Annotated in this window: 31 protein-coding genes; 1 reads left to right on the plus strand and 30 read right to left on the minus strand. The window is 61.0% G+C overall.

What is annotated here, in order from left to right; all coding sequences use genetic code 11:
• Positions 1–8: 8 nt before the first annotated feature.
• From LDN90_RS18020 to rpsJ, 27 genes are all read right to left on the minus strand, one after another.
• A complete protein-coding gene (locus LDN90_RS18020) occupies positions 9–920 on the minus strand; it encodes an NAD(P)-dependent oxidoreductase (protein ID WP_223946555.1) in 912 nt (303 codons plus the stop codon).
• Positions 917–2,656 (minus strand): class I adenylate-forming enzyme family protein, encoded by a 1,740-nt coding sequence (locus tag LDN90_RS18025; protein WP_223946556.1) that lies wholly within the window; start codon positions 2,654–2,656, stop codon positions 917–919. The genes LDN90_RS18020 and LDN90_RS18025 overlap by 4 nt, the downstream gene beginning before the upstream one ends.
• Entirely contained in the window at positions 2,649–3,962 is a 1,314-nt protein-coding gene (locus LDN90_RS18030; RefSeq protein WP_223946557.1) for a cytochrome P450, read from the minus strand. Before LDN90_RS18030 ends, LDN90_RS18025 begins: the two co-directional genes overlap by 8 nt.
• Positions 3,919–4,707, minus strand: coding sequence for a glycosyltransferase (locus tag LDN90_RS18035; RefSeq protein ID WP_223946558.1), 789 nt, complete (start codon positions 4,705–4,707; stop codon positions 3,919–3,921). The genes LDN90_RS18030 and LDN90_RS18035 overlap by 44 nt, the downstream gene beginning before the upstream one ends.
• On the minus strand, positions 4,704–5,759 hold the full coding sequence (locus LDN90_RS18040) for a 3-oxoacyl-[acyl-carrier-protein] synthase III C-terminal domain-containing protein (protein WP_223946559.1): 1,056 nt from the start codon (positions 5,757–5,759) through the stop codon (positions 4,704–4,706). Before LDN90_RS18040 ends, LDN90_RS18035 begins: the two co-directional genes overlap by 4 nt.
• A gap of 111 nt (positions 5,760–5,870) precedes the next feature.
• Positions 5,871–6,440: an adenylate kinase gene (locus tag LDN90_RS18045; protein WP_216925201.1), complete on the minus strand. Its 570-nt coding sequence runs from the start codon at positions 6,438–6,440 to the stop codon at positions 5,871–5,873.
• A 5-nt stretch (positions 6,441–6,445) separates the two neighbouring features.
• A complete protein-coding gene (gene secY, locus LDN90_RS18050) occupies positions 6,446–7,756 on the minus strand; it encodes a preprotein translocase subunit SecY (RefSeq protein WP_216925094.1) in 1,311 nt (436 codons plus the stop codon).
• Positions 7,757–7,942: 186 nt separating this feature from the next.
• On the minus strand, positions 7,943–8,425 hold the full coding sequence (gene rplO / locus LDN90_RS18055) for a 50S ribosomal protein L15 (protein ID WP_216925093.1): 483 nt from the start codon (positions 8,423–8,425) through the stop codon (positions 7,943–7,945).
• A complete protein-coding gene (rpmD, locus tag LDN90_RS18060) occupies positions 8,425–8,631 on the minus strand; it encodes a 50S ribosomal protein L30 (protein WP_216925092.1) in 207 nt (68 codons plus the stop codon). Before rpmD ends, rplO begins: the two co-directional genes overlap by 1 nt.
• Positions 8,632–8,633: 2 nt before the next feature.
• Positions 8,634–9,305 carry a 30S ribosomal protein S5 gene (gene rpsE, locus LDN90_RS18065; RefSeq protein ID WP_216925200.1) on the minus strand — a complete coding sequence of 224 codons (672 nt, stop codon included), beginning with the start codon at positions 9,303–9,305 and terminating at the stop codon, positions 8,634–8,636.
• Between the two features lie 29 nt (positions 9,306–9,334).
• Positions 9,335–9,718, minus strand: coding sequence for a 50S ribosomal protein L18 (rplR, locus tag LDN90_RS18070; RefSeq protein WP_223946560.1), 384 nt, complete (start codon positions 9,716–9,718; stop codon positions 9,335–9,337).
• 3 nt (positions 9,719–9,721) lie between these two features.
• Positions 9,722–10,258, minus strand: coding sequence for a 50S ribosomal protein L6 (gene rplF / locus LDN90_RS18075; RefSeq protein WP_144659422.1), 537 nt, complete (start codon positions 10,256–10,258; stop codon positions 9,722–9,724).
• 18 nt (positions 10,259–10,276) lie between these two features.
• Complete coding sequence (gene rpsH, locus LDN90_RS18080; protein WP_216925090.1) at positions 10,277–10,675, minus strand: 30S ribosomal protein S8; 399 nt, start codon at positions 10,673–10,675, stop codon at positions 10,277–10,279.
• Positions 10,676–10,753: 78 nt separating this feature from the next.
• Positions 10,754–11,332: a 50S ribosomal protein L5 gene (gene rplE / locus LDN90_RS18085; RefSeq protein WP_144659421.1), complete on the minus strand. Its 579-nt coding sequence runs from the start codon at positions 11,330–11,332 to the stop codon at positions 10,754–10,756.
• Complete coding sequence (gene rplX, locus LDN90_RS18090; RefSeq protein WP_062073171.1) at positions 11,332–11,691, minus strand: 50S ribosomal protein L24; 360 nt, start codon at positions 11,689–11,691, stop codon at positions 11,332–11,334. Before rplX ends, rplE begins: the two co-directional genes overlap by 1 nt.
• Positions 11,692–11,694: 3 nt before the next feature.
• The gene (gene rplN / locus LDN90_RS18095) at positions 11,695–12,063 is read right to left on the minus strand and encodes a 50S ribosomal protein L14 (protein ID WP_003803789.1); all 369 of its coding nucleotides are present in this window, start codon (positions 12,061–12,063) and stop codon (positions 11,695–11,697) included.
• Positions 12,064–12,417: 354 nt separating this feature from the next.
• Positions 12,418–12,714 (minus strand): 30S ribosomal protein S17, encoded by a 297-nt coding sequence (gene rpsQ / locus LDN90_RS18100; RefSeq protein WP_142938371.1) that lies wholly within the window; start codon positions 12,712–12,714, stop codon positions 12,418–12,420.
• On the minus strand, positions 12,711–13,025 hold the full coding sequence (gene rpmC / locus LDN90_RS24270; RefSeq protein WP_216925089.1) for a 50S ribosomal protein L29: 315 nt from the start codon (positions 13,023–13,025) through the stop codon (positions 12,711–12,713). The genes rpsQ and rpmC overlap by 4 nt, the downstream gene beginning before the upstream one ends.
• A 2-nt stretch (positions 13,026–13,027) precedes the next feature.
• Positions 13,028–13,444 (minus strand): 50S ribosomal protein L16, encoded by a 417-nt coding sequence (rplP, locus tag LDN90_RS18110; RefSeq protein WP_003803795.1) that lies wholly within the window; start codon positions 13,442–13,444, stop codon positions 13,028–13,030.
• Positions 13,445–14,266, minus strand: coding sequence for a 30S ribosomal protein S3 (rpsC, locus tag LDN90_RS18115; protein ID WP_216925088.1), 822 nt, complete (start codon positions 14,264–14,266; stop codon positions 13,445–13,447). It abuts the gene before it with no gap.
• Complete coding sequence (rplV, locus tag LDN90_RS18120; RefSeq protein WP_090817766.1) at positions 14,267–14,632, minus strand: 50S ribosomal protein L22; 366 nt, start codon at positions 14,630–14,632, stop codon at positions 14,267–14,269. It lies immediately after the preceding gene.
• 38 nt (positions 14,633–14,670) lie between these two features.
• Complete coding sequence (gene rpsS, locus LDN90_RS18125) at positions 14,671–14,952, minus strand: 30S ribosomal protein S19 (RefSeq protein WP_011775591.1); 282 nt, start codon at positions 14,950–14,952, stop codon at positions 14,671–14,673.
• Between the two features lie 12 nt (positions 14,953–14,964).
• Entirely contained in the window at positions 14,965–15,804 is an 840-nt protein-coding gene (rplB, locus tag LDN90_RS18130) for a 50S ribosomal protein L2 (RefSeq protein WP_011775592.1), read from the minus strand.
• 29 nt (positions 15,805–15,833) lie between these two features.
• Positions 15,834–16,139 (minus strand): 50S ribosomal protein L23, encoded by a 306-nt coding sequence (gene rplW, locus LDN90_RS18135; protein WP_011775593.1) that lies wholly within the window; start codon positions 16,137–16,139, stop codon positions 15,834–15,836.
• On the minus strand, positions 16,136–16,753 hold the full coding sequence (gene rplD / locus LDN90_RS18140) for a 50S ribosomal protein L4 (RefSeq protein ID WP_216925087.1): 618 nt from the start codon (positions 16,751–16,753) through the stop codon (positions 16,136–16,138). The genes rplW and rplD overlap by 4 nt, the downstream gene beginning before the upstream one ends.
• Positions 16,754–16,757: 4 nt before the next feature.
• Positions 16,758–17,408 (minus strand): 50S ribosomal protein L3, encoded by a 651-nt coding sequence (rplC, locus tag LDN90_RS18145; protein ID WP_026539807.1) that lies wholly within the window; start codon positions 17,406–17,408, stop codon positions 16,758–16,760.
• Positions 17,409–17,425: 17 nt separating this feature from the next.
• On the minus strand, positions 17,426–17,734 hold the full coding sequence (rpsJ, locus tag LDN90_RS18150) for a 30S ribosomal protein S10 (RefSeq protein WP_003803825.1): 309 nt from the start codon (positions 17,732–17,734) through the stop codon (positions 17,426–17,428).
• A gap of 385 nt (positions 17,735–18,119) precedes the next feature.
• Here rpsJ and LDN90_RS18155 point away from each other — a divergent pair, with 385 nt between their 5' ends.
• On the plus strand, positions 18,120–19,553 hold the full coding sequence (locus tag LDN90_RS18155; protein ID WP_223946561.1) for a GH1 family beta-glucosidase: 1,434 nt from the start codon (positions 18,120–18,122) through the stop codon (positions 19,551–19,553).
• Between the two features lie 26 nt (positions 19,554–19,579).
• Here LDN90_RS18155 and LDN90_RS24220 read toward each other — a convergent pair whose 3' ends face one another.
• The 3 genes from LDN90_RS24220 to tuf all read right to left on the minus strand — a co-directional run bounded on the left by LDN90_RS24220 (position 19,580) and on the right by tuf (position 25,278).
• The gene (locus tag LDN90_RS24220) at positions 19,580–19,705 is read right to left on the minus strand and encodes a hypothetical protein (RefSeq protein WP_256449717.1); all 126 of its coding nucleotides are present in this window, start codon (positions 19,703–19,705) and stop codon (positions 19,580–19,582) included.
• Between the two features lie 25 nt (positions 19,706–19,730).
• Positions 19,731–23,930, minus strand: a complete 4,200-nt coding sequence (locus tag LDN90_RS18160; RefSeq protein WP_223946562.1) for a hypothetical protein — start codon at positions 23,928–23,930, stop codon at positions 19,731–19,733.
• Positions 23,931–24,087: 157 nt separating this feature from the next.
• A complete protein-coding gene (tuf, locus tag LDN90_RS18165; protein ID WP_216925085.1) occupies positions 24,088–25,278 on the minus strand; it encodes an elongation factor Tu in 1,191 nt (396 codons plus the stop codon).
• Between the last annotated feature and the right edge of the window lie 133 nt (positions 25,279–25,411).

A 25,411-nucleotide genomic window follows, 5' to 3' on the forward strand; every position in this document is an offset into this window, starting at 1 on the left:
GGAGCCGATCAGGCCCCGTGCTCCAACCATTTTCCCGCATCGGAGAGCGTGGTCGAAATTGGTTCGATTCCCAGCTCTTCGCGGAGGCGGTCCAAACGGTAAGTTCTGTCCTTTCCGAGCTGGCTCACGGCGTAGCGCGTGAGGCGTGGTGCCCGGCCGGAAGCGAGGGCAACGGCCTCGGAAATGCCGGCAAGAGCCATGGCAGCGGGTTCGGGAATGTAGCTGATACCCACCCCCGCATGGCCAGTGACAGCAAGCGCCTGCCTAAGCACGGTGCCGAGCTCCACCGGCTCCGCGTCGGCCACGTTGATGGCCCCGCGGGCATCGGACTGGCAAGCTGCCAACGCCGCCTCTGTCAGATTCTCAACATTGGTGAGTTGATGACGAATACCGGCATGCCCAACGGTGAGAAGCCGTCCGTGGCGGACATTGCTGATCAGGCGCGGCAGCAGCGTCCGGTCCCCTGGTCCATAAACTCCATGTGGCCGAAGAACCACGGCGTTGCGATGTCGTCGGGCCTCCACGTCGGCGAGCGCCTTGCTACTTGCGTAGGCGTTGAGGTGGCGCACAGCCACGTCTTCTTCGCCGCGGTTGGTACAGGGCTCCCACCACGGGTACACGCTTGAACTGGAAATGTGCACCAGTCGTGTTGTTGGGTAGGCCTCAGCCACGGCACGGGTACCCAGCACATTCGTGCGGTAGAACATGCGGGCCGCGCCCCAGTCCGCTACGTGGGCGGCGGCATGGATCACCGCGTCCACGGCTGGCATTTGGCCAGGCGGCAAACCCATTAGGTCCCAATACGTCAGTCCAGGGCCGTGGCGTCGCGCGAAACGAACAACATCCCACCCTTGAGCCTGTACGGCAGCGGCGATTGCTCCCCCTATGAAGCCTGTGGCCCCGGTAACCGCGATTTTCACTGCGCCCCGGCTTTGTCAGCGGACTTACGGGCAAATTGGCGCCGAAGTGCTTCCCGGTCCGGCTTCCTGTGGCGTCCGCTATGAGGGATGTCATCAAGGATTTCGATGTGATCCGGGAGAGCGGATTCGTCAATCAAGGCCGGGAGGACTTTGGTTAGTTTTGTTTTGAGCTGCCCCACTGATTGCCCCTTTGCCTTTGGCTCTCCTTGCGCCCCTGGTTTCCCCTGAGCAGCCACGACGGCCAGCCAAACAGCTTCATCACCGATCCCGTCCGGAACCCCCACCATGACGGCCTGCTTAACTCCGGGAACGGAAGTGATCAGCGGTTCATACAGTGCAGGGTAGATGTTGGTTTTGCCCCGGATGATCATGTCCTTTTTGCGACCGATCATCACCAGGCGCGCGGGACCCGTTCCGGGGCCTCCCGCACCGTGGTCCAGCCGTACCAGGTCTCCGGTTGCGTGCTCGATCATGGCGTCCTCACCCAGATATCCGTGGCACATGTTCGGTCCCCGGGCGTGTAGTTCGTGATCCTCCCCTACCCGGATCCCGACGGCGGGCAGCGGCTCGCCGAGGAAATCGCCTTCGCCACTTCCGTCCGGCGACGTGAATTCGGCATCAGCGCCGGACGCAAAGGCCAGCTTCTCCGTACCATCGGCGACGGCGATTGGCAGCAACTCCGTCATGCCGTAGATGAGTTTGAACTCGACGTCGGAAAGCAGTGTCGTTGCCCGTTTCAGGAAGGGAGCCAGCACCGGCGCGGCTCCAAGCATCACAGTCCGTAGTGTTCCTGGGAGCCTGACGCTCCCATCCTCGACAGCATCCAGGATGGGCGCCAACTGGGAGGGGACAAGGAAAAGGTGCGTCGCGCCGTCGTAAGAGTGCTTCTTGCCAGCAACAGGCCCAAGCTCGCGTGCCAAACGAAGAGGATCAATGTGCGCGGAGAAGCCATAGCCGGGCATGGTCCAGTGCGCGCCGGCGACGAGTGCCGGCAAGCCCATCATGAGCTGCTCGGAGTGGATCCGATCGCCCTCGCCAAAGGTACAGCGCTGGTTGAGCTGCTCGAATCCTGCCCCCAACGAATCCCGTGTATGTACTACACCCTTGGGCGCCCCCGTGGTCCCCGACGTAAAAATGATCACGGCTTCCTGCCCGGAGGACTCCCCTGTGGAAGGCGGAACGCTATCCACAGGAAGAGCCGGACTGGCAAGTCGCTTCACCGGCGTCGCGCCTCGGGGAACGCCAGGGAGCCAGGGGCCGGAATAGTAGTGCCGGACGTCCATGGCACCGTAATCCGGCAGGAGCAATCCCCGTCGCCGGGCCAGCGGCCGCAGTGGGCTCCTGGTACTCAGCGCGTACAGAAGGGACTCAGCGGCAGCCCACCGTGGGGCAGCTAGCCTTGCCCGGTCATGGAACAGCGACGGTCCGATCCCTGGATCGATGAACACCACAGAACCACCGGCGCGGACGGCCCCCAGTGCCAGGATGAACGCTGCTGGGCTTGGGCGAACCGAGAACAGCATCCGTTCACCGGCACCGAAGCCATCATCACGGAGATGCCGGGCAGTACCATCTATACCTTTCACCAGTTCGCGGTATGTGATGGTCCGTCCTGGACGCAACCTGCCGGGCGCCGTGATCGCTGGGCTGTCTGGCACGCGCCCAGCTGCGGCATAGACGGCCTCGATGAGATCGGTGCCGGACAAGGTTTCTTCGAACAATGCGTCATCAGGCATTGGCCAGCTCCAACTTCCTGTAACCGGGAATCAGCACACCTCTGCTCACTTGCCGGGACGAGACGACCCACGGGTGCCGGGCATACCTGTCCAGGAGCAAAGATAGCGTCGCATTGATCTCGGCCATGGCCAATGGCATGCCGATGCAAAAGTGCGGACCCGCTCCGAACCACAGCTGCCGCGCATGCGGCGGGATGGGACTCCCAGGCTCGAATCCGCCCAGGCTCTTGGAGGCGTGAACGGTGGATAGCAAAAGACGGTCTCCGGCCCGGATAGCGACTCCGCCAAGGGTGCAAGGAGACACAGCATCCCTCAGCATCATCGGGGACGGCACAGTGAACCGTAATGCCTGGTTCACGGCGGAGGGAACACTGGACCGATCCTCAACGAGGCCTTCTATGCGTCTGCTGTCAGCGAGCAGGGCAATCAGGCGCGGAACAAAGGACACCAACGTCTCTGTTCCCACCATCACGAACGCGCTGATGATGCCCATGGCTTCTTCCTCGGTCATGCCGAGTGCGCGCAATCGACCGGGAAACGTTTGGGAGTCGCTCTTTCGGTACGCTACCCGCGCCGGTCCTGCCAAAACCCCGACGGCGGATCTTCCCTTGGCGATCTGCCTCTCCGTCAGCGTGGGGCGCCCCAGGCGTACGAGCGAAGAGATGGAAGACCCTAAATTGAAGAGTTCCCTATTGGGCAACCGGCCAGGGGCATCATCTGGCACGCCCAGCAGCCTGGAGATGACTCCCCCAGCAAGCTCCTTGACGCAGTCCACCAGATCTACGTGGCCACCTGCGTCCAGTCCGTGGTGTAACCGGTCATGGAGCGAATCAGCCGCCGGCTCGACAATCGCCGCCACCGAGCCTGGAGTGAAGAGGTCAGCCAGCTTGCGCCGCAGTTCCCTGTGCTCCGCGCCGTCCATGTTCACTAACGCCTTTGGTCCCACTACGGGAGTCCAGAGCGCACCCGATCCCGACGGTCCGTTCTTGATGAATCGTTGGCTATCCATGAGAACTTCGCGCACCAAGGCGGCTTCGCTGACAAGGATCCCCAGGCCGGGCAGACGCATCACCGGCCGTATGCTGCCGAGACCTCGGATGGCCGGGTACAGCAATGGATGCGCCCCCAACTGGACACGCTGCTCCCAGCGTTCGGCCTTGCTCCTGACGCCGCTGGACATTCTTCTGTTGGGCATGCGGTCGTTGGGCATCCTGCCGCTTGGCACCCTGCTGTTGGGCATTCCTCCCTCGAAAATCACGGCGTCACCGGATGTCCACGTGCTCCGGGCGGTACCGGTGGTCCGCATACCAAGCAAGGGTGTTCTTCAAACCCCACGCTTTGACCCGCCGTGAGGAGCCGTACACCACAACATCCCGGCGCAACGCGTAATTACGGGTCAGCTTTCGCACGCGGTTGGACAGTGCTCGGTCTTCATGGAGGTCTTCTATGCTGGTCCGCGGGAATCCCCCGGAACGGTGATACATGTCTGCCGTGATCGCCATATTGCACCCTGGAAGCATCTGATAAGGGCCCAGGTACCCCTCCCCCTTATTGCCGGGACGGATCCGGCCGAAGAATGATGCGATCTCGACTGCGAGCAACATCGTCCGCCGCTCCCGCGTACTGATCCCTTCGTCCCCGCGGGGCACGAGTTGGCCGGCGATGAGTTCCAAACCGTCCTCGAACGCCCGAACAATTTTGGCGGTCCAATCCGGCGCAGCGAGGCAATCGGCATCTGTCCGGGCGAGCCACCTTGCGCCGTGCTCCACACCGAAGCGCATGCCCGTGTCAGCGGCCGCGCCCGTACCCTTCTCGGCTTCATGTACAAGCCTGATATCCATGTGGGGATGAGCCGCGGCGAACTCTGAGACGATCAAACAGCTGGCATCCGTCGATCCATTGTCGACTACCACCACAGTGAAGTCCTGATGTTCCTGGGCCGCAAGAGAGTCCAGCGTCTGCCTGACAAGCTTCTCTTCGTTCAGCATGGGCAGCGCGATGGACAAGGGCCGGGTAGGGGCCGTGCTTCCGGGATGGCGTTCGAGCGTCACAGCCGCACCACCGCCATACCCAGGCTGACGCCGCCGGCGAGTCCCACCAAGGCCACGAGATCGCCCGGACCGCAGCGTCCGCTGTCCACGGCGAGTTTCAATTGCAGGGGCAGGCTAACTGAGGCCAAATTTCCGAAGTCCTCTACCGAAGGCACCAGCAACTCAGATGGAACACCGGCCCGTTCCGCAAAGACCTCCCGGTACGGTGCACTCACTTGGTGCACGCAAACCACGGCGAAGTCCGTCCACTGCAGTTCCAGCCGGTCCAACGTTTCGTCCAGGACGCCGCAGCCCAGATCCAGAAACGCGTCCTTGAGCTTCTCCCCGTCCATGGTGAAATAGGTAGCTTCCGGATCGCGCGGATACGCAGATCCACCTGCAGCCAAAGTGCCGACAGACCAGTGGCTGCTTCGGGCAGTGAAGCCCATGCCAAGAATGCCGGCCGGCCCGGCCTCAAGTCCGTCCGACTCCATTGCCTCTGCACCCGCAGGTTCAAGCAACACTGCCGCGCCGCCGTCGCTCATGGTGTACCCGGGAAAGCTTGACGCGAAAGTGGCAAAGTCCGGAACCCTCCAACGGATCGCCCGCGACGGCGACTCCCCTGTGACCACCAGGACCCTGGCATACCGTCCCGTGGCAATAAGGGCATCGCCCACTTCCAGACCGTTCAGAAAACTGTTGCACGCATTTTTCACGTCCATCACAGGGCAGCAGAGTCCAAGTTTGGCGGCGGCCATGTGGCCCGTGGCCGGTTCCACCATGTCCTGGCTGGCGGACGCGAAGATGAGGAGGTCTATGTCCGGGGCCTGCAGCCCGCATTCGGCAAGGAGCTTTGCCGCTGCATTGGCCGCAAGGTCCGATGCTTGCTCGGAGTCAGCCATGACGCTCCGGGAGCGGATCCCGGTAACACGGGAAATCAAACCCTTGGGTACCCGGAACCCCGGACTCGACTCACCAATACGGCGTTCGACGGCGGAAGTCTCCAGGCGCGCAGGTGGAAGGTAGACCTCCAAACCTGCAATCCTGCTGTGTCCGCAAAGAGCTGTTTGCATGCGGTTCCCCCAAAAAACTGCCGCGAAACGAAAAGGGTGTGTCCCGCACCAATGGTACGGGACACACCCTTTGCTCCAGCGCCGATGATCCGGCTATGTGGAAAAGCCGTGCTAGACGGCCTTGGCCGACTCGATGGCGGTCAGGACGCGGTCGGTCACTTCGTCGATGCCGCCGATTCCGTCCACCTTCGTCAGGATGCCGCGCTCGGCATACTTGGCAACAACGGCCTCAGTCTGCTCGTGGTAAAGGTCCAGCCGGTGACGGATGACGGCCTCGTTGTCGTCAGAGCGCCCGGTTTCCTTCGCACGGCCCAGGAGGCGGGACACCAGTTCTTCGTCGTCGGCAGTTAGCTGGAGCACGACGTCGAGCTCCTGCTCGCCTTCAGCGAGGATCTGGTCCAGGTAGTCGACCTGCGCGGTGGTGCGCGGGTAACCATCCAGAAGGAAGCCATTCTCGACGTCGCTCTGGCTCAGGCGGTCACGAACCATGTTGTTCGTGACGCTGTCCGGAACGAAGTCACCAGCGTCCATGTATTTCTTGGCTTCAATGCCCAAAGGGGTTTCGCCCTTAACGTTGGCACGGAAGATGTCGCCGGTGGAGATGGCGACTACGCCGAGGCGCTCGGAAATCCGCTCAGCCTGCGTACCCTTACCCGAACCGGGAGGTCCAATGATCAGCATTCTCGTCATCGCAAAAGCCCTTCGTAGTGACGTTGTTGTAGCTGCGCATCAATCTGCTTGACGGTTTCCAGGCCGACACCCACCATGATCAGGATTGACGTACCACCGAACGGGAAGTTCTGGTTGGCATTGATCAGGACGAGTGCAACCAGCGGAATCAATGCCACGAAGCCCAGGTAGAAGGCTCCCGGCAAGGTGATCCTGGAAAGCACGTACTGCAGGTAGTCCGCGGTCGGTTTACCCGCCCGGATGCCCGGAATGAACCCGCCGTACTTCTTCATGTTGTCCGACACTTCTTCAGGGTTGAAGGTGATGGCCACGTAGAAGTAGGTGAAGAACACGATCATGGCGAAGTAGAGCGCCATGTAGATGGGGTGGTCACCACGGGTGAGGTTATTGTTGATCCACTCAACCCATGGTGCCAGCTGCTCCCCTGCCTTCGGCTGGTTGAACTGCGCAATCAGGCCTGGCAGGTACAGCATGGAGGAAGCGAAGATGACGGGCACGACGCCGGCCATGTTCACCTTGATGGGGATGTAGGTGCTTGTGCCACCCACGGTGCGGCGTCCGATCATGCGCTTGGCGTACTGGACAGGAACTCGCCGCTGGGACTGCTCCACGAAGACCACCAGGGCCACCGTGAGCAAGCCGATTGCCAGGACAATGAAGAACGTTCCCGGGCCCTTCGTCTCCCAAATGGAACCAAGTGAACGCGGGAAGCCTGCAGCAATGGAGGTGAAGATGAGCAACGACATACCGTTGCCCACGCCCTTCTCCGTAACGAGCTCGCCCATCCACATGATGAGGCCCGTGCCGGCCGTCAGGGTGATGATGATGAGCAGCGTCGTAATGATGCTGTCATCAGGAATGATCGGGAGGTTACAACCCGGAAGAAGCTGGCCGGACCGCGCCAAGGACACCAGCGTGGTGGCGTTCAGGAGTCCGAGCGCGATGGTGAGGTACCGGGTGTACTGGGTCAACTTCGACTGGCCCGAGGAGCCCTCTTCATAGAGCTGCTGGAACCGGGGAATGACCACCCGGAGCAGCTGAACGATGATGCTCGACGTGATGTAGGGCATGATGCCCAGTGCAAAGATCGAGACCTGCAGCAACGCGCCGCCGCTGAACAAGTTGACCAGCTGGTAGATGCCCTGCGAGGTGTCACCGTTGTTCAAGCATTGCTGGACATTCTGGTAGTTCACACCAGGCGAGGGGATGAAAGCTCCCAAGCGGAAGATTGTGATGATTCCCAGCGTGAACAACAACTTGCGTCGCAAATCAGGCGTCCGAAACGCCCGGCCGAATGCGCTTAGCAAGCGTCCTCCTGAGTAGAAAGTACAAGGATGTGGATGGGCTCAATGAAACCCAACAACCGAGTCTAGCTGCTTGTGACGCCGTCGTAATAATCGAGAGTCCACCTTCACGCAAAAAATCCCGGTATACGGGGCCGAAGCCCCGCATACCGGGATCTTTTTTACAACGGGCATCAGCCCCACTGGCTCTTAGAGAGCAGTGGTGCTTCCACCTGCTGCAGCAATCTTTTCAGCAGCGCTGGAAGAGAAAGCGTGGGCGGTGACGTCAACCTTGACGGTGATGTCGCCAGTGCCCAGGACCTTGACGGGCTGGTTCTTGCGAACGGCACCCTTCTCAACCAGGGACTCAACGGTGACAGCGCCACCTTCCGGGAACAGCTCGTTGAGCTTGTCCAGGTTCACAACCTGGAACTCAACCCGGAACGGGTTCTTGAAGCCGCGCAGCTTCGGCAGGCGCATGTGCAGCGGCAGCTGGCCGCCGGCAAAGCCAGCCTTCACCTGGTAGCGGGCCTTCGTACCCTTGGTACCGCGACCAGCGGTCTTACCCTTGGAGCCTTCACCACGACCAACACGGGTCTTGGCGGTCTTGGCACCCGGGGCGGGACGCAGGTGGTGGACCTTCAGAGCGTTCTGCTTCTCAGCAGCCTCTGCAGCGGTCTTGTTCTCGGCCATTACTTCGCCTCCTCTACATTCACGAGGTGCGGAACCGTGTTGAGCATTCCAACGGTCACGGCGTCGGCGTCACGGACAACGGTGTGTCCGATGCGCTTCAGGCCGAGGGACCGGAGGGTAGCCTTCTGGTTCTGCTTGGCGCCGATGACGCCCTTGATCTGGGTGATCTCCAACTTGGCGTCGGAGGGAGTCAGGTTCTTAGCCATGACTAAACACCTGCCTTCTGGTTCTGGAGCGCGCGCACCAGAGCAGCAGGAGCAACCTCGTCCAGCGGCAGGCCACGGCGGGCAGCCACCGAAGCGGGCTCTTCGAGCTGCTTCAGAGCGTCAACGGTCGCGTGAACGATGTTGATCGCGTTGGAGGAACCGAGCGACTTGGAGAGGATGTCGTGGATACCCACGCACTCCAGTACCGCGCGGACCGGACCACCGGCGATAACACCGGTACCGGCGGAAGCCGGACGCAGCAGGACAACGCCTGCAGCAGCCTCACCCTGCACGCGGTGCGGGATGGTGTTGCCAACGCGGGGAACGCGGAAGAAGGACTTCTTGGCCTCTTCGACGCCCTTTGCGATAGCAGCGGGAACTTCCTTGGCCTTGCCGTAGCCGACGCCAACCATGCCGTTACCGTCACCGACGACGACGAGAGCGGTGAAGCTGAAGCGACGACCACCCTTGACGACCTTGGCAACGCGGTTGATGGTTACAACGCGCTCTACGAACTGGCTCTTCTCGGCTTCGCGACCGCCGTCGCGGCCTCCACGGCCACCACGGTCGCCGCGGCCCTGGCCACGCTCGCCGCGCTCGCCACGACGTCCGCCGCGGCGGTCGTCGGTAGCGGGTGCGGTCTCAGTTGCTTCAGCAGCTACAGCTTCAGTCACCTGAATGTCCTTTTCGTTATTTTCAACGGTCACAGTGCCAGCCCACCTTCGCGAGCACCGTCAGCGACGGCGGCGATGCGGCCGTGGTACTTGTTACCGCCACGGTCGAAGACAACAGCTTCGACGCCTGCAGCCTTGGCACGCTCGGCAACGAGCTCGCCGACGCGCTTGGCCTTGGCAGTCTTGTCTGCGTCGAGAGCGCGAAGGTCAGCTTCCAAGGTGGAAGCGTAAGCCACGGTTACACCCTTGCTGTCATCGACAACCTGGACGAAGATGTGGCGAGCCGAACGGTTGACGACCAGACGAGGACGTACAGCCGTACCGGTGATGCGCTTGCGGATACGAAGCTGGCGACGGCTGCGTGCAGCAGACTTGCTCTTGTTCGTACGCTTCTTGTTAATTGCGATGGCCATGGTTTACTTACCAGCCTTTCCGACCTTGCGGCGGATGACTTCGCCGGCGTAACGGACACCCTTGCCCTTGTAGGGGTCAGGCTTGCGCAGCTTGCGAATGTTGGCAGCAACCTCGCCGACCTGCTGCTTGTTGATACCCGCAACAGAGAGCTTGGTCGGACCCTCTACTACGAAGGTGATGCCTTCGGGTGCCGAGACGTTAACCGGGTGGCTGAAGCCAAGAGCGAACTCCAGGTCAGAACCCTTTGCCTGAACGCGGTAACCAGTACCAACGATTTCAAGCTTCTTCTCGTAGCCCTCGGTAACGCCCTGGATCATGTTGGCGATCAGGGTGCGGGTCAGGCCGTGCAGCGAACGCGAGTTGCGCTCGTCGTTCGGGCGGGTGACCGTGAGAGTGTTCTCTTCCAGGGAAACCTCGATCGGGCTGGCTACAGTGTGGCTCAGCTCTCCCTTGGAACCCTTGACGCTGATGACGGAGCCATCGAGCTTGACCTCAACTCCGGCAGGAACGGTGATGGGGAGACGTCCAATACGTGACATTATTCTCTTCCTTTCCCGTTACCAGACGTACGCGAGGACTTCGCCGCCCACGCCCTTCTTACCGGCCTGCTTGTCAGTCAGGAGGCCGGAAGAGGTGGACAGGATAGCGATACCCAGGCCACCCAGCACGTGAGGCAGGTTGGTGGACTTCGCGTAAACGCGGAGGCCGGGCTTGGAGATGCGGCGGACGCCAGCGATGGAACGCTCGCGGTTCGGACCGAACTTCAGGTCGATGGTCAGCTTCTTGCCAACCTCGGCGTCTTCTTCCTTCCAGCCGGCAATGTAGCCTTCTGCCTTCAGGATGTCAGCAACGCGTGCCTTCAGCTTGCTGTACGGCATGGTCACGGTGTCGTGGTATGCCGAGTTTGCATTGCGCAGACGCGTGAGCATGTCTGCGACAGGATCTGTCATAGTCATTTGGGCTATAGCCCTTCCTCATAACGGTTTCCGCTGCGCCTGCTCTTGCGAGCCTGCGCTGCCGGACCTGTTACGTAGTTAGTTTTCGGTCTTGAACGGGAAACCAAGCGCCTTGAGCAGCGCGCGGCCTTCGTCGTCGGTCTTGGCAGTGGTGACGACCGTGATGTCCATACCGCGAACGCGGTCGATGGAGTCCTGGTCGATTTCGTGGAACATAACCTGCTCGGTCAGACCGAAGGTGTAGTTGCCGTTGCCATCGAACTGCTTGCCGTTGAGGCCGCGGAAGTCACGGATACGCGGCAGAGCCAGCGAAACCAGACGGTCCACGAATTCCCACATGCGGTCTCCACGCAGGGTTGCGTGCGCACCGATCGGCATGCCTTCGCGCAGCTTGAACTGTGCGATCGACTTGCGGGCCTTGGTTACCTGCGGCTTCTGGCCGGTGATCAGGGTGAGGTCGCGGACAGCGCCGTCGATCAGCTTGGAGTCCTTGGCGGCATCTCCAACACCCATGTTCACAACAACCTTCACCAGGCGGGGAACCTGGTTCACGTTCGCGTAGTTGAATTCGTCCTGCAGCGACTTCTTGATGGTCTCTGCGTACTTCGTCTTCAGACGCGGAACGATCTTCACTGGAGTCTCGAGAGTCTCAGTCATTAGATGTCCTTCCCGGTGGCCTTGGACACGCGGATACGGACGGTCTTGGTAGCGCCATCCTTCTCAACGGTGTCGAGACGGAAACCAACACGGGTCGGCTTCTTGGTCGACGGGTCAACCAGAGCAACGTTGGAAACGTGGATCGGGGCCTCAACAACCTCGATGCCACCGGTCTTGGTGCCGCGCTGCGACTGACCGACCTTGGTGTGCTTGGTGACGCGGTTGATTCCCTCTACCAGCACGCGGTTGGTGTCCGGGAATACGCGCAGGACCTTGCCCTGCTTGCCGCGGTCGCCGCCACGTTCCTGCTTGGCGCCGGTGATGACCTGAACGAGGTCACCCTTTTTGATCTTAGCCATGGACTAAAGCACCTCCGGGGCCAGCGAAACGATCTTCATGAACTTCTTGTCGCGAAGTTCACGACCAACCGGGCCGAAGATACGGGTACCGCGGGGGTCACCGTCGTTCTTCAGGATCACAGCTGCGTTTTCGTCAAACTTGATGTAGGAACCATCCGCACGGCGGCGTTCCTTCTTGGTACGGACGATGACCGCCTTGACGACGTCGCCCTTCTTTACGTTTCCGCCGGGAATAGCGTCCTTGACGGTAGCGACGATGACGTCGCCAATGCCTGCGTAGCGACGACCGGATCCACCGAGAACGCGAATGGTAAGGATTTCCTTAGCACCCGTGTTGTCGGCGACCTTGAGTCGCGACTCCTGCTGAATCAATTTTTACTCCTTGCGTCGCGCCGGTTCTCAGACCGAAATCATGCATACGGAATGAGCCTTGCGGAACGGTTGATCGGGGTGTCTCTTGACCTGCCTGGATTTTGCCAGAACAGGCCTAAACGCCCGTGCCACGAGCATCAGCTTCCCTTGCAGAAAACTCTGCGCGGGGCAGTATGCAGCGGCACGATTGTTTACGAGGTAGTCGATGACGCACAAATGGCGCCATACAAACTCAATATCCTAGCATGTTTCGTTGGTCTTTCCGAAACGTGCTGGGAACGCGGAAGGGCCCGCGTTCCATGCGGAACGCGGACCCTTCCAGTGAATCCCAACCGGGCAAGCCCGGCGGCGGATTTACTTGGCCTTTTCGAGGATCTCCACCAGGCGCCACCGCTTGGTAGCGGACAGCGGGCGGGTCTCAGAGATGAGAACGAGGTCGCCGATGCCGGCGGTGTTCTCTTCGTCGTGAGCCTTGACCTTCGAAGTGCGGCGAATAACCTTGCCGTACAGAGCGTGCTTCACGCGGTCTTCAACCTGAACAACGATGGTCTTTTCCATCTTGTCAGAGACAACGTAGCCGCGACGCGTCTTACGGTAACCGCGCTGTTCAGCGCTGGCTGCTGCTTCCGTCACAGTTTCCTTCTCGCTCACTTGGCGTCCTCTCCAGCTTCGGCAGTTTCAGCCTTGGCAGCCTTCTTGGACTTCTTTTCTTCCTTGGCTTCCACAACCGGTGCGGCAACCTCGGCACGAATGCCCAGCTCGCGCTCACGCAGAACGGTGTAGATGCGTGCGATGTCCTTCTTTACCGCACGCAGGCGACCGTGGTTCTCCAGCTGACCGGTGGCGGACTGGAAACGCAGGTTGAACAGCTCTTCCTTGGACTTGCGGAGTTCTTCAACGAGACGCTCGTTGTCGAAACCGTCCAGCTGTGCGGGTGCGAGATCCTTCGACCCTACTGCCATTTCTATTCACCACCTTCGCGACGCACAATGCGTGCCTTCAACGGGAGCTTGTGGATTGCCAGGCGCAGGGCCTCGCGAGCTACCTCTTCATTGACACCGGAGAGTTCGAAGAGAACCCGGCCCGGCTTGACGTTTGCGACCCACCATTCCGGAGAACCCTTACCGGAACCCATACGGGTTTCAGCAGGCTTCTTCGTCAGCGGACGGTCCGGGTAGATGTTGATCCAGACCTTACCGCCACGCTTGATGTGGCGGGTCATCGCGATACGGGCGGACTCGATCTGACGGTTCGTCACGTATGCCGGGCTCAGGGCCTGGATACCGTACTCACCGAAGCTGACCTTGGTGCCACCCGTTGCAGCGCCGGAACGACCCGGGTGGTGCTGCTTACGGTGCTTGACTCGACGTGGGATAAGCATTTAAGCCTCTCCTCCTTCTGCTGCCGGAGCAGCAGCTTCAGCGGCCGGAGCCTCTGCAGCAACCGGTGCTGCGTCAGCGGCCGGGCGGTCGTTACGACGACGGCGGTCGCCACCCGGGCGGCCCGGACGGTCTCCTGCGCGGCCACGGGACGGAGCAGCAGCTGCCTGCTGAGCCAGTTCCTTGGCAGTTACGTCACCCTTGTAGATCCAAACCTTCACACCGATGCGGCCGAAGGTGGTCTTGGCTTCGTAGAAGCCGTAGTCGATGTTCGCGCGGAGGGTGTGCAGGGGCACACGGCCTTCGCGGTAGAACTCCGAGCGGGACATTTCTGCGCCACCCAGACGACCCGAGCAAGCAACACGGATACCCTTGGCACCCGCACGCTGTGCGGACTGCATGGCCTTCTTCATCGCACGGCGGAAAGCCACGCGGGAAGTCAGCTGCTCAGCGATGCCCTGGGCAACAAGCTGTGCTTCCATCTCGGGGTTCTTGACCTCGAGGATGTTCAGCTGAACCTGCTTGCCAGTGAGCTTTTCGAGCTCGCCGCGGATGCGGTCTGCCTCGGCGCCACGGCGACCGATGACAATACCCGGGCGTGCCGTGTGGATATCCACGCGGACACGGTCACGGGTGCGCTCGATCTCAACCTTGGCGATGCCGGCGCGCTCCATGCCAGTGGACATAAGCTGACGGATCTTGATGTCCTCGCGGACGAAGTCCTTGTAGCGCTGTCCGGCCTTGTTGCTGTCAGCAAACCAGTGCGAAACGTGGTCGGTGGTGATGCCGAGTCGGAACCCGTGCGGGTTTACTTTCTGTCCCACTTAGCGAGCCTCCTCTTTCTCCGGGGTTGCGACGACCACGGTGATGTGGCTGGTCCGCTTCCTAATGCGGTAGGCGCGGCCTTGGGCACGCGGCTGGAACCGCTTCATGGTCGGGCCTTCATCAACGAATGCTTCGCTGATGAACAGGTCGCTGTCGTCGAATGCAACGCCGTCACGGTCCGCGAGGACACGTGCGTTGGCCATTGCCGACTGAAGTACCTTGAATACCGGCTCCGAAGCTGCCTGCGGGGCAAACTTCAGAATTGCCAGAGCCTCATTCGCTTGCTTACCACGAACAAGGTTGACGACGCGCCGGGCCTTCATAGGCGTTACGCGGATGTGACGCGCAATAGCCTTGGCTTCCATTGCTTTCCTTCTCTCGTCTAAGACGTAAAGTCAGGCGCCTAGCGGCGCTTGCCCTTACGGTCGTCCTTAACATGGCCGCGGAATGTCCGCGTGGGAGCGAATTCGCCGAGCTTGTGCCCGACCATCGACTCAGTGACAAACACCGGAATGTGCTTGCGTCCGTCGTGTACGGCGATCGTGTGCCCGAGCATGTCGGGGATGATCATCGAACGGCGGGACCAGGTCTTGATGACGTTCTTGGTGCCCTTATCGTTTTCCCGTGCGACCTTCACAAAGAGGTGCTGGTCAACGAAAGGACCTTTTTTCAGGCTGCGTGGCATGTGTCCAGGCTCCTATCGCTTGTTCTTGCCAGTACGGCGGCGACGAACAATAAGCTTGTCGCTCTCTTTGTTCGGACGGCGGGTACGGCCCTCGGGCTTGCCGTTCGGGTTAACCGGGTGACGTCCACCGGAAGTCTTACCTTCACCACCACCGTGCGGGTGGTCAACCGGGTTCATGGCTACACCACGGACGGTCGGGCGAACGCCCTTCCAGCGCATACGGCCGGCCTTGCCCCAGTTGATGTTCGACTGCTCGGCGTTGCCGACCTCGCCGACGGTTGCGCGGCAGCGCACGTCAACGTTGCGGATTTCGCCGGAGGGCAGACGCAGCTGGGCGAAGCGGCCTTCCTTGGCAACGAGCTGTACCGAAGCACCAGCGGAACGTGCCATCTTGGCGCCGCCACCCGGACGCAGTTCAACTGCGTGGATAACGGTACCAACCGGGATGTTGCGCAGCGGCAGGTTGTTGCCCGGCTTGATGTCAGCGTCGGGACCAGCCTCGACGAAGTCACCCTGGGACAGCTTGTTAGGAGCGATGATGTAACGCTTGGTGCCATCAACGTAGTGCAGGAGTGCGATGCGAGCCGTGCGGTTCGGGTCGTACTCGATTTCGGCAACGCGGGCGTTGATGCCGTCCTTGTCGTGACGACGGAAGTCGATCAGACGGTACTGGCGCTTGTGCCCACCACCCTTGTGACGGGTGGTGATCTTACCGGAGTTGTTACGGCCGCCAGTCTTGTGCAGCGGACGCAGCAACGACTTTTCCGGAGTCGATCGCGTGATTTCAGCAAAGTCGGCTACGCTCGAGCCACGACGGCCCGGGGTAGTCGGCTTGTATTTACGGATTCCCATAATTTATTTCCTCGTTAAAGTGGTCTCCGCTACGCGAGCGGACCGCCGAAGATGTCGATTGTGCCTTCTTTGAGGGTGACAATTGCACGCTTGGTGCTCTTGCGCTGTCCCCAGCCGAATTTGGTGCGCTTACGCTTACCGGCACGGTTGATGGTGTTGATCGAGTCAACTTTGACCGAGAAGATCTTCTCTACGGCCAATTTGATCTCGGTCTTGTTCGAGCGAGGGTCCACCAGGAAGGTGTACTTGCCTTCGTCGATCAGACCGTAGCTCTTTTCCGATACGACGGGTGCAAGCACGACGTCGCGCGGGTCCTTGATGGTGGTTACGCTCACTTGGAGGCCTCCTCGTTCTTAGCCTTGTCAGCGACGAACGCCTCGAAAGCAGCCTTGGTGAAGACCACGTCGTCGGAAACGAGAACGTCGTAGGTGTTCAGCTGGTCTGCGTACAGAACGTGAACATCTGCGAGGTTGCGCACGGAGAGTGCAGCGACGTCGTTCGCGCGCTCGATGACAACGAGCAGGTTCTTGCGCTCGGAGACTGCACGCAGCGAAGCCAGTGCTTCCTTGGCGGACGGCTTGGTGCCGGCTACCAGTTCAGCGATGACGTGGATGCGACCGTTGCGGGCGCGGTCAGACAGGGCGCCGCGGAGAGCAGCAGCCTTCATCTTCTTGGGGGTGCGCTGGCTGTAGTCACGAGGGGTCGGACCGTGGACAACGCCACCGCCGGTCATGTGAGGAGCACGGATGGAACCCTGACGGGCGCGGCCGGTGCCCTTCTGCTTGAACGGCTTGCGACCTGCACCGGAAACCTCGGCGCGGGTCTTCGTCTTGTGGGTACCCTGGCGGGCAGCAGCGAGCTGTGCGACGACGACCTGGTGCAGCAGCGGCACGTTGGTCTGGACGTCGAAGATCTCTGCAGGCAGGTCTACCTTGACAGTGCTAGTCATCTAACTAGGCTCCCTTCACGGCGGTGCGTACGAGTACGACCTGGCCGCGGGCACCGGGGACGGCACCCTTGATAAGGAGCAGCGACTTCTCAACGTCAACAGCGTGAACCGTGAGGTTCAGCGTCGTGTGACGCTCGGCGCCCATGCGGCCGGCCATTTTCAGGCCCTTGAAGACGCGGCTCGGGGTGGATGCGCCACCGATGGAGCCAGGCTTACGGTGGTTCTTGTGGGCACCGTGGGAAGCGCCAACGCCGTGGAAGCCGTGACGCTTCATAACACCGGCAAAGCCCTTACCCTTGGAGGTGCCGACGACGTCGATCTTCTGGCCGGCTTCGAAGATCTCAACAGAGAGCTCCTGGCCCAGCTCGTAGGATGCGGCGTCTGCGGTACGCAGTTCGACAACGTGGCGGCGAGGGGTTACGCCTGCCTTTTCAAAGTGACCAGCCAGCGGCTTGGTGACCTTACGGGGGTCGATCTGGCCGTAGCCGATCTGGACGGCGACGTAGCCATCTACCTCTGCGTTGCGCAGCTGGGTGATGACGTTGGAGTCAGCCTGGACGACAGTTACCGGGATGAGCTTGTTGTTCTCGTCCCAGACCTGGGTCATGCCGAGCTTCGTGCCCAGCAGGCCCTTTACGTTACGGGTTGCGGTCATAGTCTCTCAGCACCTCCCTAGAGCTTGATTTCGATGTTCACGTCGGCCGGCAGGTCGAGACGCATAAGCGAGTCAACAGCCTTCGGCGTGGGGTCGATGATGTCGATCAGACGCTTGTGAGTACGCATTTCGAAGTGCTCACGGCTGTCCTTGTACTTGTGCGGAGAGCGGATAACGCAGTACACGTTCTTCTCCGTCGGAAGCGGCACCGGGCCGACTACCGTTGCGCCTGCGCGCGTGACCGTCTCAACGATCTTCCGCGCTGAAACATCAATGACCTCGTGGTCATATGACTTCAGCCGGATGCGGATTTTTTGTCCCGCCATGTCGCCTGACTCTCTTTCAGCTAGTGCTGCTCTAGTTAGGGCTGCTCTGTTTACTTACCTGTTGGCGTGGCCGCCGAAGCGTTTGAGGTTTTACCACCACACGCCGCACAAGCTGAATCCGGATCATTCCGGGTTCCTCAACCTGCCGGCGCACCGACCCCCGCGGTCGGGCGTGTCGCGATTTTCACGCAAACTCGACCGCATTCCATGGGGTTCAGGGTTATGTTTGGGCTTCAGCCTGGACCCTGACACCCGGCATTATCCGGATCGGGACACGAAGAAGCGCTTGAACAACTCATCCAGTATGCCGGAATTAAAGACCAAAGGCCAATCGGGCCCTTTGCGGGCATTGCCACATCTGCCACCCGCTATGGATGATAGTGGAATGACCGCCCAGGATACGGGTTCCGTGGAAGATCTGGCCGCGCGCCTACGTCCAGGGTTCACGCTGGGGGTCGCGGCCGCCGCCTTCCAGATTGAAGGTTCCGTGACCGCTGATGGGCGGGGACCGTCGGGCTGGGATGCGTTCGCGCAAAAGCCTGGAGCAATCGTCGACGCCGACTCCCCCACCATAGCCTGCGATCACTACAACCGCGCCGACGAAGATGTCACCCTGATGCAGGAACTCGGCATCGATTCGTACCGTTTCTCCCTTTCCTGGCCAAGGATCCAGCCCGGCGGCAAGGGCGGAATCAATCAACGTGGGCTGGACTTCTACGATCGCCTGATCGACAAACTCCTTGCTGCCGGCATCTCACCCATGGCAACGCTCTTCCATTGGGATACTCCCTTGGAGCTTGAACACGCGGGCGGCTGGATGAACCGGGATACAGCGGAACGCTTTGCTGTCTATTGCAGCGCTGCAGCCGAGCGATTTGGGGACCGCGTGGAGCACTGGGTCACCATGAATGAACCAGTTTCCGTCACGCTCCAGGGCTATGCCTTGGGGGTCCACGCGCCCGGCCGCCAGTTGTTGTTCGATGCCTTGCCAGCCGCGCATCACCAACTGCTGGGCCATGGCTTGGCAGTGCGCGCCCTGCGTGAAGCCGGGGTGAAGGGGCAGATCGGCATCTCCAACATGCACTCCCCCGTCCGCCCAGCGAGCAACAGCCTCTCGGACCGCTTGATGGCCCAGTCCTTCGATGTGCTCCTCAATCGCATATATGCTGACGCCGTTCTGCTGGGTCAGTACCCCAGGCCACCTTTGCCCATGAAACCGTGGTTCCGGTCATTGGGAACCGTCCGGGATGGTGACCTTGAGCTGATCAGCCAGCCACTGGACTTCTATGGGCTCAACTACTACTACCCCATCAAGGTTGCTGCCGGGCGCGGACCCGCGGAGATCCCCACAGGCACCGCCGTAGAAATGACGAAAGTGCCATTCCACCTGGCCGCCTATCAGGAGTACGACACGACCGGGTTCGGCTGGCCGGTTGCGCCGGAGCATTTGGCAGTACTGCTCCGCGAGATGAAGGACCGCTACGGTGACGCCCTTCCACCGGTTTATATCACCGAAGGAGGGGCCAGTTTCCCCGAGCCTTCGCACGTGGATGGGCCCATAAAGGACCATAACCGGATCAGTTACCTGGCGGAGCACCTTGGCCACGCTCTGACTGCTACAGGACCCGGCGGCATCGCCGAGGACGTTGAACTCCGCGGTTACTACGTGTGGACGCTACTGGACAATTTCGAGTGGGCGGCAGGGTACTCGCAACGCTTTGGCTTGGTGCATGTGGACTTCGATACCTTGGAGCGCACACCAAAAGACTCGTTTTACTGGTACCGGGCACTGGAACGGGCACGCCACCGGGAGCCCTAGCCCATGTGGGTTAACTACCGATCGGGCTACTTGTTTTTGTTGGCGCGGTTGATGCGCTTGGCGCGGTCAATTTCATGGCGGAAGTACTTGCGACCCCACAGCAGTCCGCCGCCGATCACCGCGATGATGACAAGGAAAATCAGGAATTCCATGGTGCTCCTCTCATAGGGTTCAACGTTAGCGGATTCCATCCCGGCTGGATGCTTGTGTAGTTTCTTCTGTTGGGATGTTGCCGCCGGTTGCTGGCGGTTTTCGATTCAGCCGCCATACCGCCAGCACGATCAGGGCCAAGGCAACGAGCGCCAGCATGGCGAATGCGTAACTTCGCAGCGCCCACATCACACTGGCAGCCACGCCCGCAGCGCCCCACCACACGAACATGCGCTCGGCCAGGAGAAGTCCGGCCACCAGGAGCACCACATGGGCCACGAGGACATAGATCTGCTGGGATGATGTCCCCGCGAAAATTGTCCCCACGGCGGTCAAGGAGAGTAGCCCTGCTGTGACTGTAAGCCGCAATTGTCCCTCGGAACGTTGCCGGCCCATGTAGCGCACCCCTGCCATAACCGCGCCGGCAACGACGTACCATTGTGCCGCCCAGAACCAATCAGGCGAGCCGCCATCCACAAACAGCAGCGCCCGCTGGAATCCCGCCAGGGTTGCGAGGACAGTGATTTCTCCGGCCAGCCACTTGCCGTTCGTGACCTCGATAACCACCAACACTCCGGAAACAAGGATCAGGGCCGCGCCCACCAGCGAGGTCTGGTCCCGTCCCAGGCCGACGGCCGCAGCTATGACAAGCCCGGTGATCGAAGTTATCACCAGGGCGTTGCGCCGCCAGGGTTGTGAGGTGATAGAGGGGCCGCCCAACCGTCGGACCACATACATGGCTGCCCCGGTTCCCATTGCGCCTATCAGCCAGGGAAGGAAGGAGTCCCAGGCAGTCAGCTCCCCGCCCTCCAGCAAACCGTCGACGGCGGTCACGGCACCAACCAGCGCGGCGGGCGCGGCAGCGGCATAGAGGGAGGGCATCCCCTCAAAGTGCGAGGCAGCGAACAGCACGGACGCCAGAACCAGGACGGCAAAACCGCTAAGCGACAGCGACGTCGTCACAGCCAACAAACCGCCGGTAGTGGTGAACGTGAGTGCCGAAATCAACCACAGCCACCTCTCGGCCATAGCTGCGGCTGAACCCTCGCCAGTCATGACGGGCCTTGCGTTCGCAGACGGGAAAACCGCCCTGGCTACGACGGCAACCACTGCCAGCGCCAGGAGCACCAAGGGCACCTGATACTTGTCCAACAACGGCTGATACAGCCACGTATCGGATGGGAAGCCCAGAGATGGTCCAGCCGCAATCACTCCTGCTGTGACTGCAGCGATCCCGAAGTACTGCGCTCCCCGGGCACCAAAAGTGCGCCACGCAGTCGCGGCCCCTAGCGGAACGAACGCCAACTCCGCGAGGAGCACCCAACGGCCACCGCCGTCGTAATCTGCTGTGAGTAAGTAGGCCAGTGGGAGAAGAAGCTGTGCACTTGGAACAGCCCAAACCATTGCCTCCTGGAAGGGGTCATCGCTGCCTCGGCCCCGGAGGAAGGACTGCACAACGAACTGCACTGGCAACTGCAGGATGAGGATCAGCGCAACAGCGACAGACGTAGCCGCAGCCGACTCCGTGAAGTCGGCCACCACTAGGGTGACCAAGACCCCGGACAGAAGGCGCACAGCCAACAGGTATCCACCGCGGGCGAGGCGTTGACCGGTCACAGCAACCATGAAGCCGCTATATGCCGTAAAGATGACCAGCAGGAGTTCCAGATCCCTGATATTTCCTAGCCGGAGGGCGAACAGCAGAACCATTGCCGCGGGAGCGAACAACCATCCCAGTTTGTCGGCTCGAAGCGTCGTACTGATGGCCACAGCCGCAAGAGCCGTAATGGTGGCACCCGCACCTGGCTGCCAGCCCTCGCGAACCCCGGGCGCCATGGTGAGGAACATACTGCACAGAACCATCCCGGCAAGCACGACTACAGCATCGATAATGGCAGGCCGCAGGAACTTCGCAACATAACCTGCACGCAGCGGCAGCATCAGCTGCAGAGCAAGGACGACGATGACAATCAGGCCGACGCCAACCCCTTCACCGGCAATCTGGAATAGGGCGTCCTTCGTTGTGTCGTAGTAGGCCGAGGCCACCAACACGGTTCCTGCAGCGCGCGCCAACCACCAGTAGCTTTGCCTATGCAAGGAAGATGGCAACCGGAGGGCTGTGGCGCAAAAGTATGTGACAGCGGCCAAGAGAACCATGTTAGCCAGTGTGCGCGACACAGAAACCGCAGCGACGATGCCTGCCACCATAGCGGCGGCTGGAGCCAGGAACTCCCCCATTGTCGGACGCCAGATCAGCACGCCACCACCTGTGGGGCCAGAACTACTACTGTCCCTACCCTGCGGGAACGCCAACCAGCCGGAGACCAATCCGGCAGCAACCACCACACCCACTGCGACTGCCACAATGGGCCGCCCTAGTGCAGCATCGAAAACAGGCAAAGCAAGGAGTCCTGCCATCGCCGCCCCGCCGAACCCCGCTGCGGACGCCTGCCCTCCCACGGTGCGAACACCGTTGCCCTCAAGCAAGGCACTCACCAGCTGCTGTACGGCACACGCCGCTACGAAAGCGAACAACGTGTAGGAAGACCTGCCCGGATGATCGGTGAAGACCCCCGCAGCCGACGCCGCGACGGCTAGCGTCAGGGCGACCCGCCCAGCCAGGAAGTAGACGTCTCGAAGGGGCCCCGGCGTGATGGCTCCCAGAAGGAACCAATAGAGGCCCGCGACAGCGAGGAGCACGGTCACAGGCCACGCACCCAGCAACCCAACGAACGGTGCTGCTACAACAAGTACGGCGGCCGGTGCGAACTCTGCCCCGTGGCCCAACTTCCAGCCCAGCACCATGGCTGTCGGCATAGCCATGAAGAGCGGCACAAACTCCGGCATCTGGAATGTTCCCACGCCAAGCATGACCGTGAGGACAACCGCGGCAACAACTTGCAGCCCGAGGCACGAGACGGCGTCGTACCACCACGTGCGCGAAACCACGCGCTTTCCGCCGAACGCGACTCCAACCGATTGAACCCCCAGGCAGATGATTGCAGCCAGCACCACATGGCTTGAATCCGCAGATACATCCCACACAAGACCCAATACGGCCAGGGTGAAGGCGATGCGGGAGCAATAGAAATTGAGCAATCGGTGCTGGCCTGACTTCACAAGCACCATCACGGCAAAGTACAGCCCGCACATCACCATGACCATGGGGTACTCCCCCTTGGCCAGGAAGTTCGGAGTCATGCTTACCGCGAGCCCCACGAACGGCACGACAAACGGATGCAGTACCACCAGAGGACGCATATAGAGCGGAGGAAGCCAACGGGGGCGAACCAGTGCACCCAGTGTGAAGAGAATGGCAACGCCAATCAGCGCCGTAAAGTACCAGACCAAGGCCCCGCCAAGCACTGATACTCCGGACCAGGCCGTGGAAACCACGAAGGTGAGTGAGAGCAACGCCAGCACCTTGTTATCGAGGCGCAGCGCAGCGTAAACGTAAGCAGCAGTTCCCAGCAATGAAGTGATCAGCCATGCCATGGGGCCGTCATGGAGGGCAAAGTTGTACATCGCCAAGCCTGTAACCGGGACCAGGGCCAGCCCTGTTCCTGTAAAAGCTATGGCTGCCGGGCGAAGCCGCGGCACCCTTCGCTGGATGATGAGTCCTGAAGAATAGAACAAGATGGTGATGGCCCAAATAGCCACGAAACGAAGAACCTCCGGAAGGCTGGTTCCAACAAACAGGGCGCCAGCGGCAACAAGCAACAGACTCGCGACGTACAACGTGATGTTGATGTTTTGGCGGTCGCGCTTCTCCTTTCTCGCCGCTACCGTTTCCGGGCTCTCGCGCGGGGGAAGCGTCGGCTGGAATTGCAGTTGTTGTGGCGTAGGAGCCACATTGCGCGGGGGAACCGGCCCGCGACTGTACGACGGCGGCACCGCGGGTGGCGCAGCGATCCCCACCGCTTGCTGAAAGACAGGAGGCAAGATCGTCGGCTGGAACGTCGTCGGCTGCCGTACAACAGGCTCTTGCACTACTGTCGCCGGTTGCTGCCGCACTGCGGGCCGCTGGCTTTGCCCTCGCGCGTCCTCCCAACCTGCCAGATGCCCGGCGAGATACCCCGCACGGTAAGTGGCGGCGTCGTCGATTCTGACAGGCGGCGTCGAACGGGCCCCCTCCCGCCGGCCCCGCACCACGCCCAGCGCGTAGCCAATGACACCAATAGCGGCCAAAAGCAGCAGCACAAGGCCTGTTGTCAAGAATCCCAGCATGGAAGCTCCTACGGTGATGCCGGGCGTAAGGCCTGCACGGCATTAATCCAATCGATAGATTAATGATAACAAAGAAGAACCCCACCACATAAGCGATGGGGTTCTTCTTTAGCTTGCTACCGGCGATGCCGGAAGTTTGCCGATCTACAAGTAGAAACTACTTGATGATCTTGGTAACACGTCCCGAACCAACGGTGCGGCCGCCTTCGCGGATAGCGAAGCCGAGGCCCTCCTCCATAGCGATCGGCTGGATGAGCTCAACGGTCATCTCAGTGTTGTCGCCAGGCATAACCATTTCCGTGCCTTCCGGCAGGGTGATAACGCCGGTTACGTCCGTGGTACGGAAGTAGAACTGCGGGCGGTAGTTCGAGTAGAACGGGTTGTGACGTCCGCCTTCGTCCTTGGAAAGGATGTAGACGTTGGCCTCGAAGTCGGTGTGCGGGGTGATGGAACCCGGCTTGACGACAACCTGGCCACGCTCGACGTCGTCGCGCTTGAGACCGCGGAGCAGGAGGCCACAGTTCTCGCCGGCCCATGCTTCGTCGAGCTGCTTGTGGAACATCTCGATACCGGTAACCGTGGTCTTCTGGATCGGGCGGATGCCAACGATCTCGACCTCGGAGTTGATGGCGAGGGTTCCACGCTCGGCGCGGCCCGTAACAACGGTGCCACGACCGGTGATGGTGAAGACGTCTTCGATCGGCATCAGGAACGGCTTGTCGCGGTCACGTACGGGGTCCGGAACGGACTCGTCGACAGCTGCCATCAGGTCCTGGACGGACTTGACCCAAACCGGGTCGCCTTCCAGAGCCTTCAGACCGGAAACGCGAACAACCGGAGCTTCATCGCCATCGAAGCCCTGCGAGCTCAGGAGCTCACGAACTTCCATTTCGACGAGGTCGAGGAGTTCTTCGTCATCAACCATGTCCGACTTGTTCAGTGCGACCAGCAGGTAGGGAACACCAACCTGGCGGGCGAGCAGAACGTGCTCACGGGTCTGGGCCATCGGACCATCGGTTGCGGCAACCACGAGGATTGCGCCGTCCATCTGGGCAGCACCGGTGATCATGTTCTTGATGTAGTCAGCGTGACCCGGGGCGTCAACGTGTGCGTAGTGACGCTTCTCGGTCTGGTACTCCACGTGGGAGATGTTGATGGTAATACCGCGCTGGCGCTCTTCCGGAGCAGAGTCGATGGACGCGAAGTCGCGCTGCTCGTTGAGATCCGGGTACTGGTCGTACAGCACCTTGGAAATGGCGGCAGTCAGCGTCGTCTTACCGTGGTCAACGTGACCAATGGTGCCGATGTTGACGTGCGGCTTAGTCCGCTCGAACTTTGCCTTTGCCACAGGTTCCTCCTAGAACGATTTCAAGTGAAGTGCTCCTCGGCCGCGCTTTTCGCGGCAGAAACTTTAGCAAGTCTACTTGGGGGCTTGGTTTTGGTGAAATTGCAGATTCAGGAACCAATACTAGTTCCTAGAG

The sequence above is a fragment of the Arthrobacter sp. NtRootA1 genome, from assembly GCF_019976975.1.
GTDB classification, from domain to species: domain Bacteria; phylum Actinomycetota; class Actinomycetes; order Actinomycetales; family Micrococcaceae; genus Arthrobacter; species Arthrobacter aromaticivorans.

Coding starts and splice junctions, on each gene's coding strand:
- LDN90_RS18025 (WP_223946556.1), bottom strand. CDS start 2,656: ATGCCTGATGACGCATTGTTCGAAGAAACCTTGTCCGGCACCGATCTC.
- LDN90_RS18030 (WP_223946557.1), bottom strand. CDS start 3,962: ATGCGGACCACCGGTACCGCCCGGAGCACGTGGACATCCGGTGACGCC.
- LDN90_RS18040 (WP_223946559.1), bottom strand. CDS start 5,759: ATGCAAACAGCTCTTTGCGGACACAGCAGGATTGCAGGTTTGGAGGTC.
- LDN90_RS18045 (WP_216925201.1), bottom strand. CDS start 6,440: ATGCTGATCATTGGACCTCCCGGTTCGGGTAAGGGTACGCAGGCTGAG.
- rplO (WP_216925093.1), bottom strand. CDS start 8,425: ATGGCCGAGAACAAGACCGCTGCAGAGGCTGCTGAGAAGCAGAACGCT.
- rpmD (WP_216925092.1), bottom strand. CDS start 8,631: ATGGCTAAGAACCTGACTCCCTCCGACGCCAAGTTGGAGATCACCCAG.
- rplR (WP_223946560.1), bottom strand. CDS start 9,718: ATGGCCATCGCAATTAACAAGAAGCGTACGAACAAGAGCAAGTCTGCT.
- rplF (WP_144659422.1), bottom strand. CDS start 10,258: ATGTCACGTATTGGACGTCTCCCCATCACCGTTCCTGCCGGAGTTGAG.
- rpsH (WP_216925090.1), bottom strand. CDS start 10,675: ATGACTATGACAGATCCTGTCGCAGACATGCTCACGCGTCTGCGCAAT.
- rplE (WP_144659421.1), bottom strand. CDS start 11,332: ATGACTGAGACTCTCGAGACTCCAGTGAAGATCGTTCCGCGTCTGAAG.
- rplX (WP_062073171.1), bottom strand. CDS start 11,691: ATGGCTAAGATCAAAAAGGGTGACCTCGTTCAGGTCATCACCGGCGCC.
- rpmC (WP_216925089.1), bottom strand. CDS start 13,025: ATGGCAGTAGGGTCGAAGGATCTCGCACCCGCACAGCTGGACGGTTTC.
- rplP (WP_003803795.1), bottom strand. CDS start 13,444: ATGCTTATCCCACGTCGAGTCAAGCACCGTAAGCAGCACCACCCGGGT.
- rplV (WP_090817766.1), bottom strand. CDS start 14,632: ATGGAAGCCAAGGCTATTGCGCGTCACATCCGCGTAACGCCTATGAAG.
- rpsS (WP_011775591.1), bottom strand. CDS start 14,952: ATGCCACGCAGCCTGAAAAAAGGTCCTTTCGTTGACCAGCACCTCTTT.
- rplB (WP_011775592.1), bottom strand. CDS start 15,804: ATGGGAATCCGTAAATACAAGCCGACTACCCCGGGCCGTCGTGGCTCG.
- rplD (WP_216925087.1), bottom strand. CDS start 16,753: ATGACTAGCACTGTCAAGGTAGACCTGCCTGCAGAGATCTTCGACGTC.
- rplC (WP_026539807.1), bottom strand. CDS start 17,408: ATGACCGCAACCCGTAACGTAAAGGGCCTGCTGGGCACGAAGCTCGGC.
- rpsJ (WP_003803825.1), bottom strand. CDS start 17,734: ATGGCGGGACAAAAAATCCGCATCCGGCTGAAGTCATATGACCACGAG.
- LDN90_RS18155 (WP_223946561.1), top strand. CDS start 18,120: ATGACCGCCCAGGATACGGGTTCCGTGGAAGATCTGGCCGCGCGCCTA.
- LDN90_RS24220 (WP_256449717.1), bottom strand. CDS start 19,705: ATGGAATTCCTGATTTTCCTTGTCATCATCGCGGTGATCGGCGGCGGA.
- LDN90_RS18160 (WP_223946562.1), bottom strand. CDS start 23,930: ATGCTGGGATTCTTGACAACAGGCCTTGTGCTGCTGCTTTTGGCCGCT.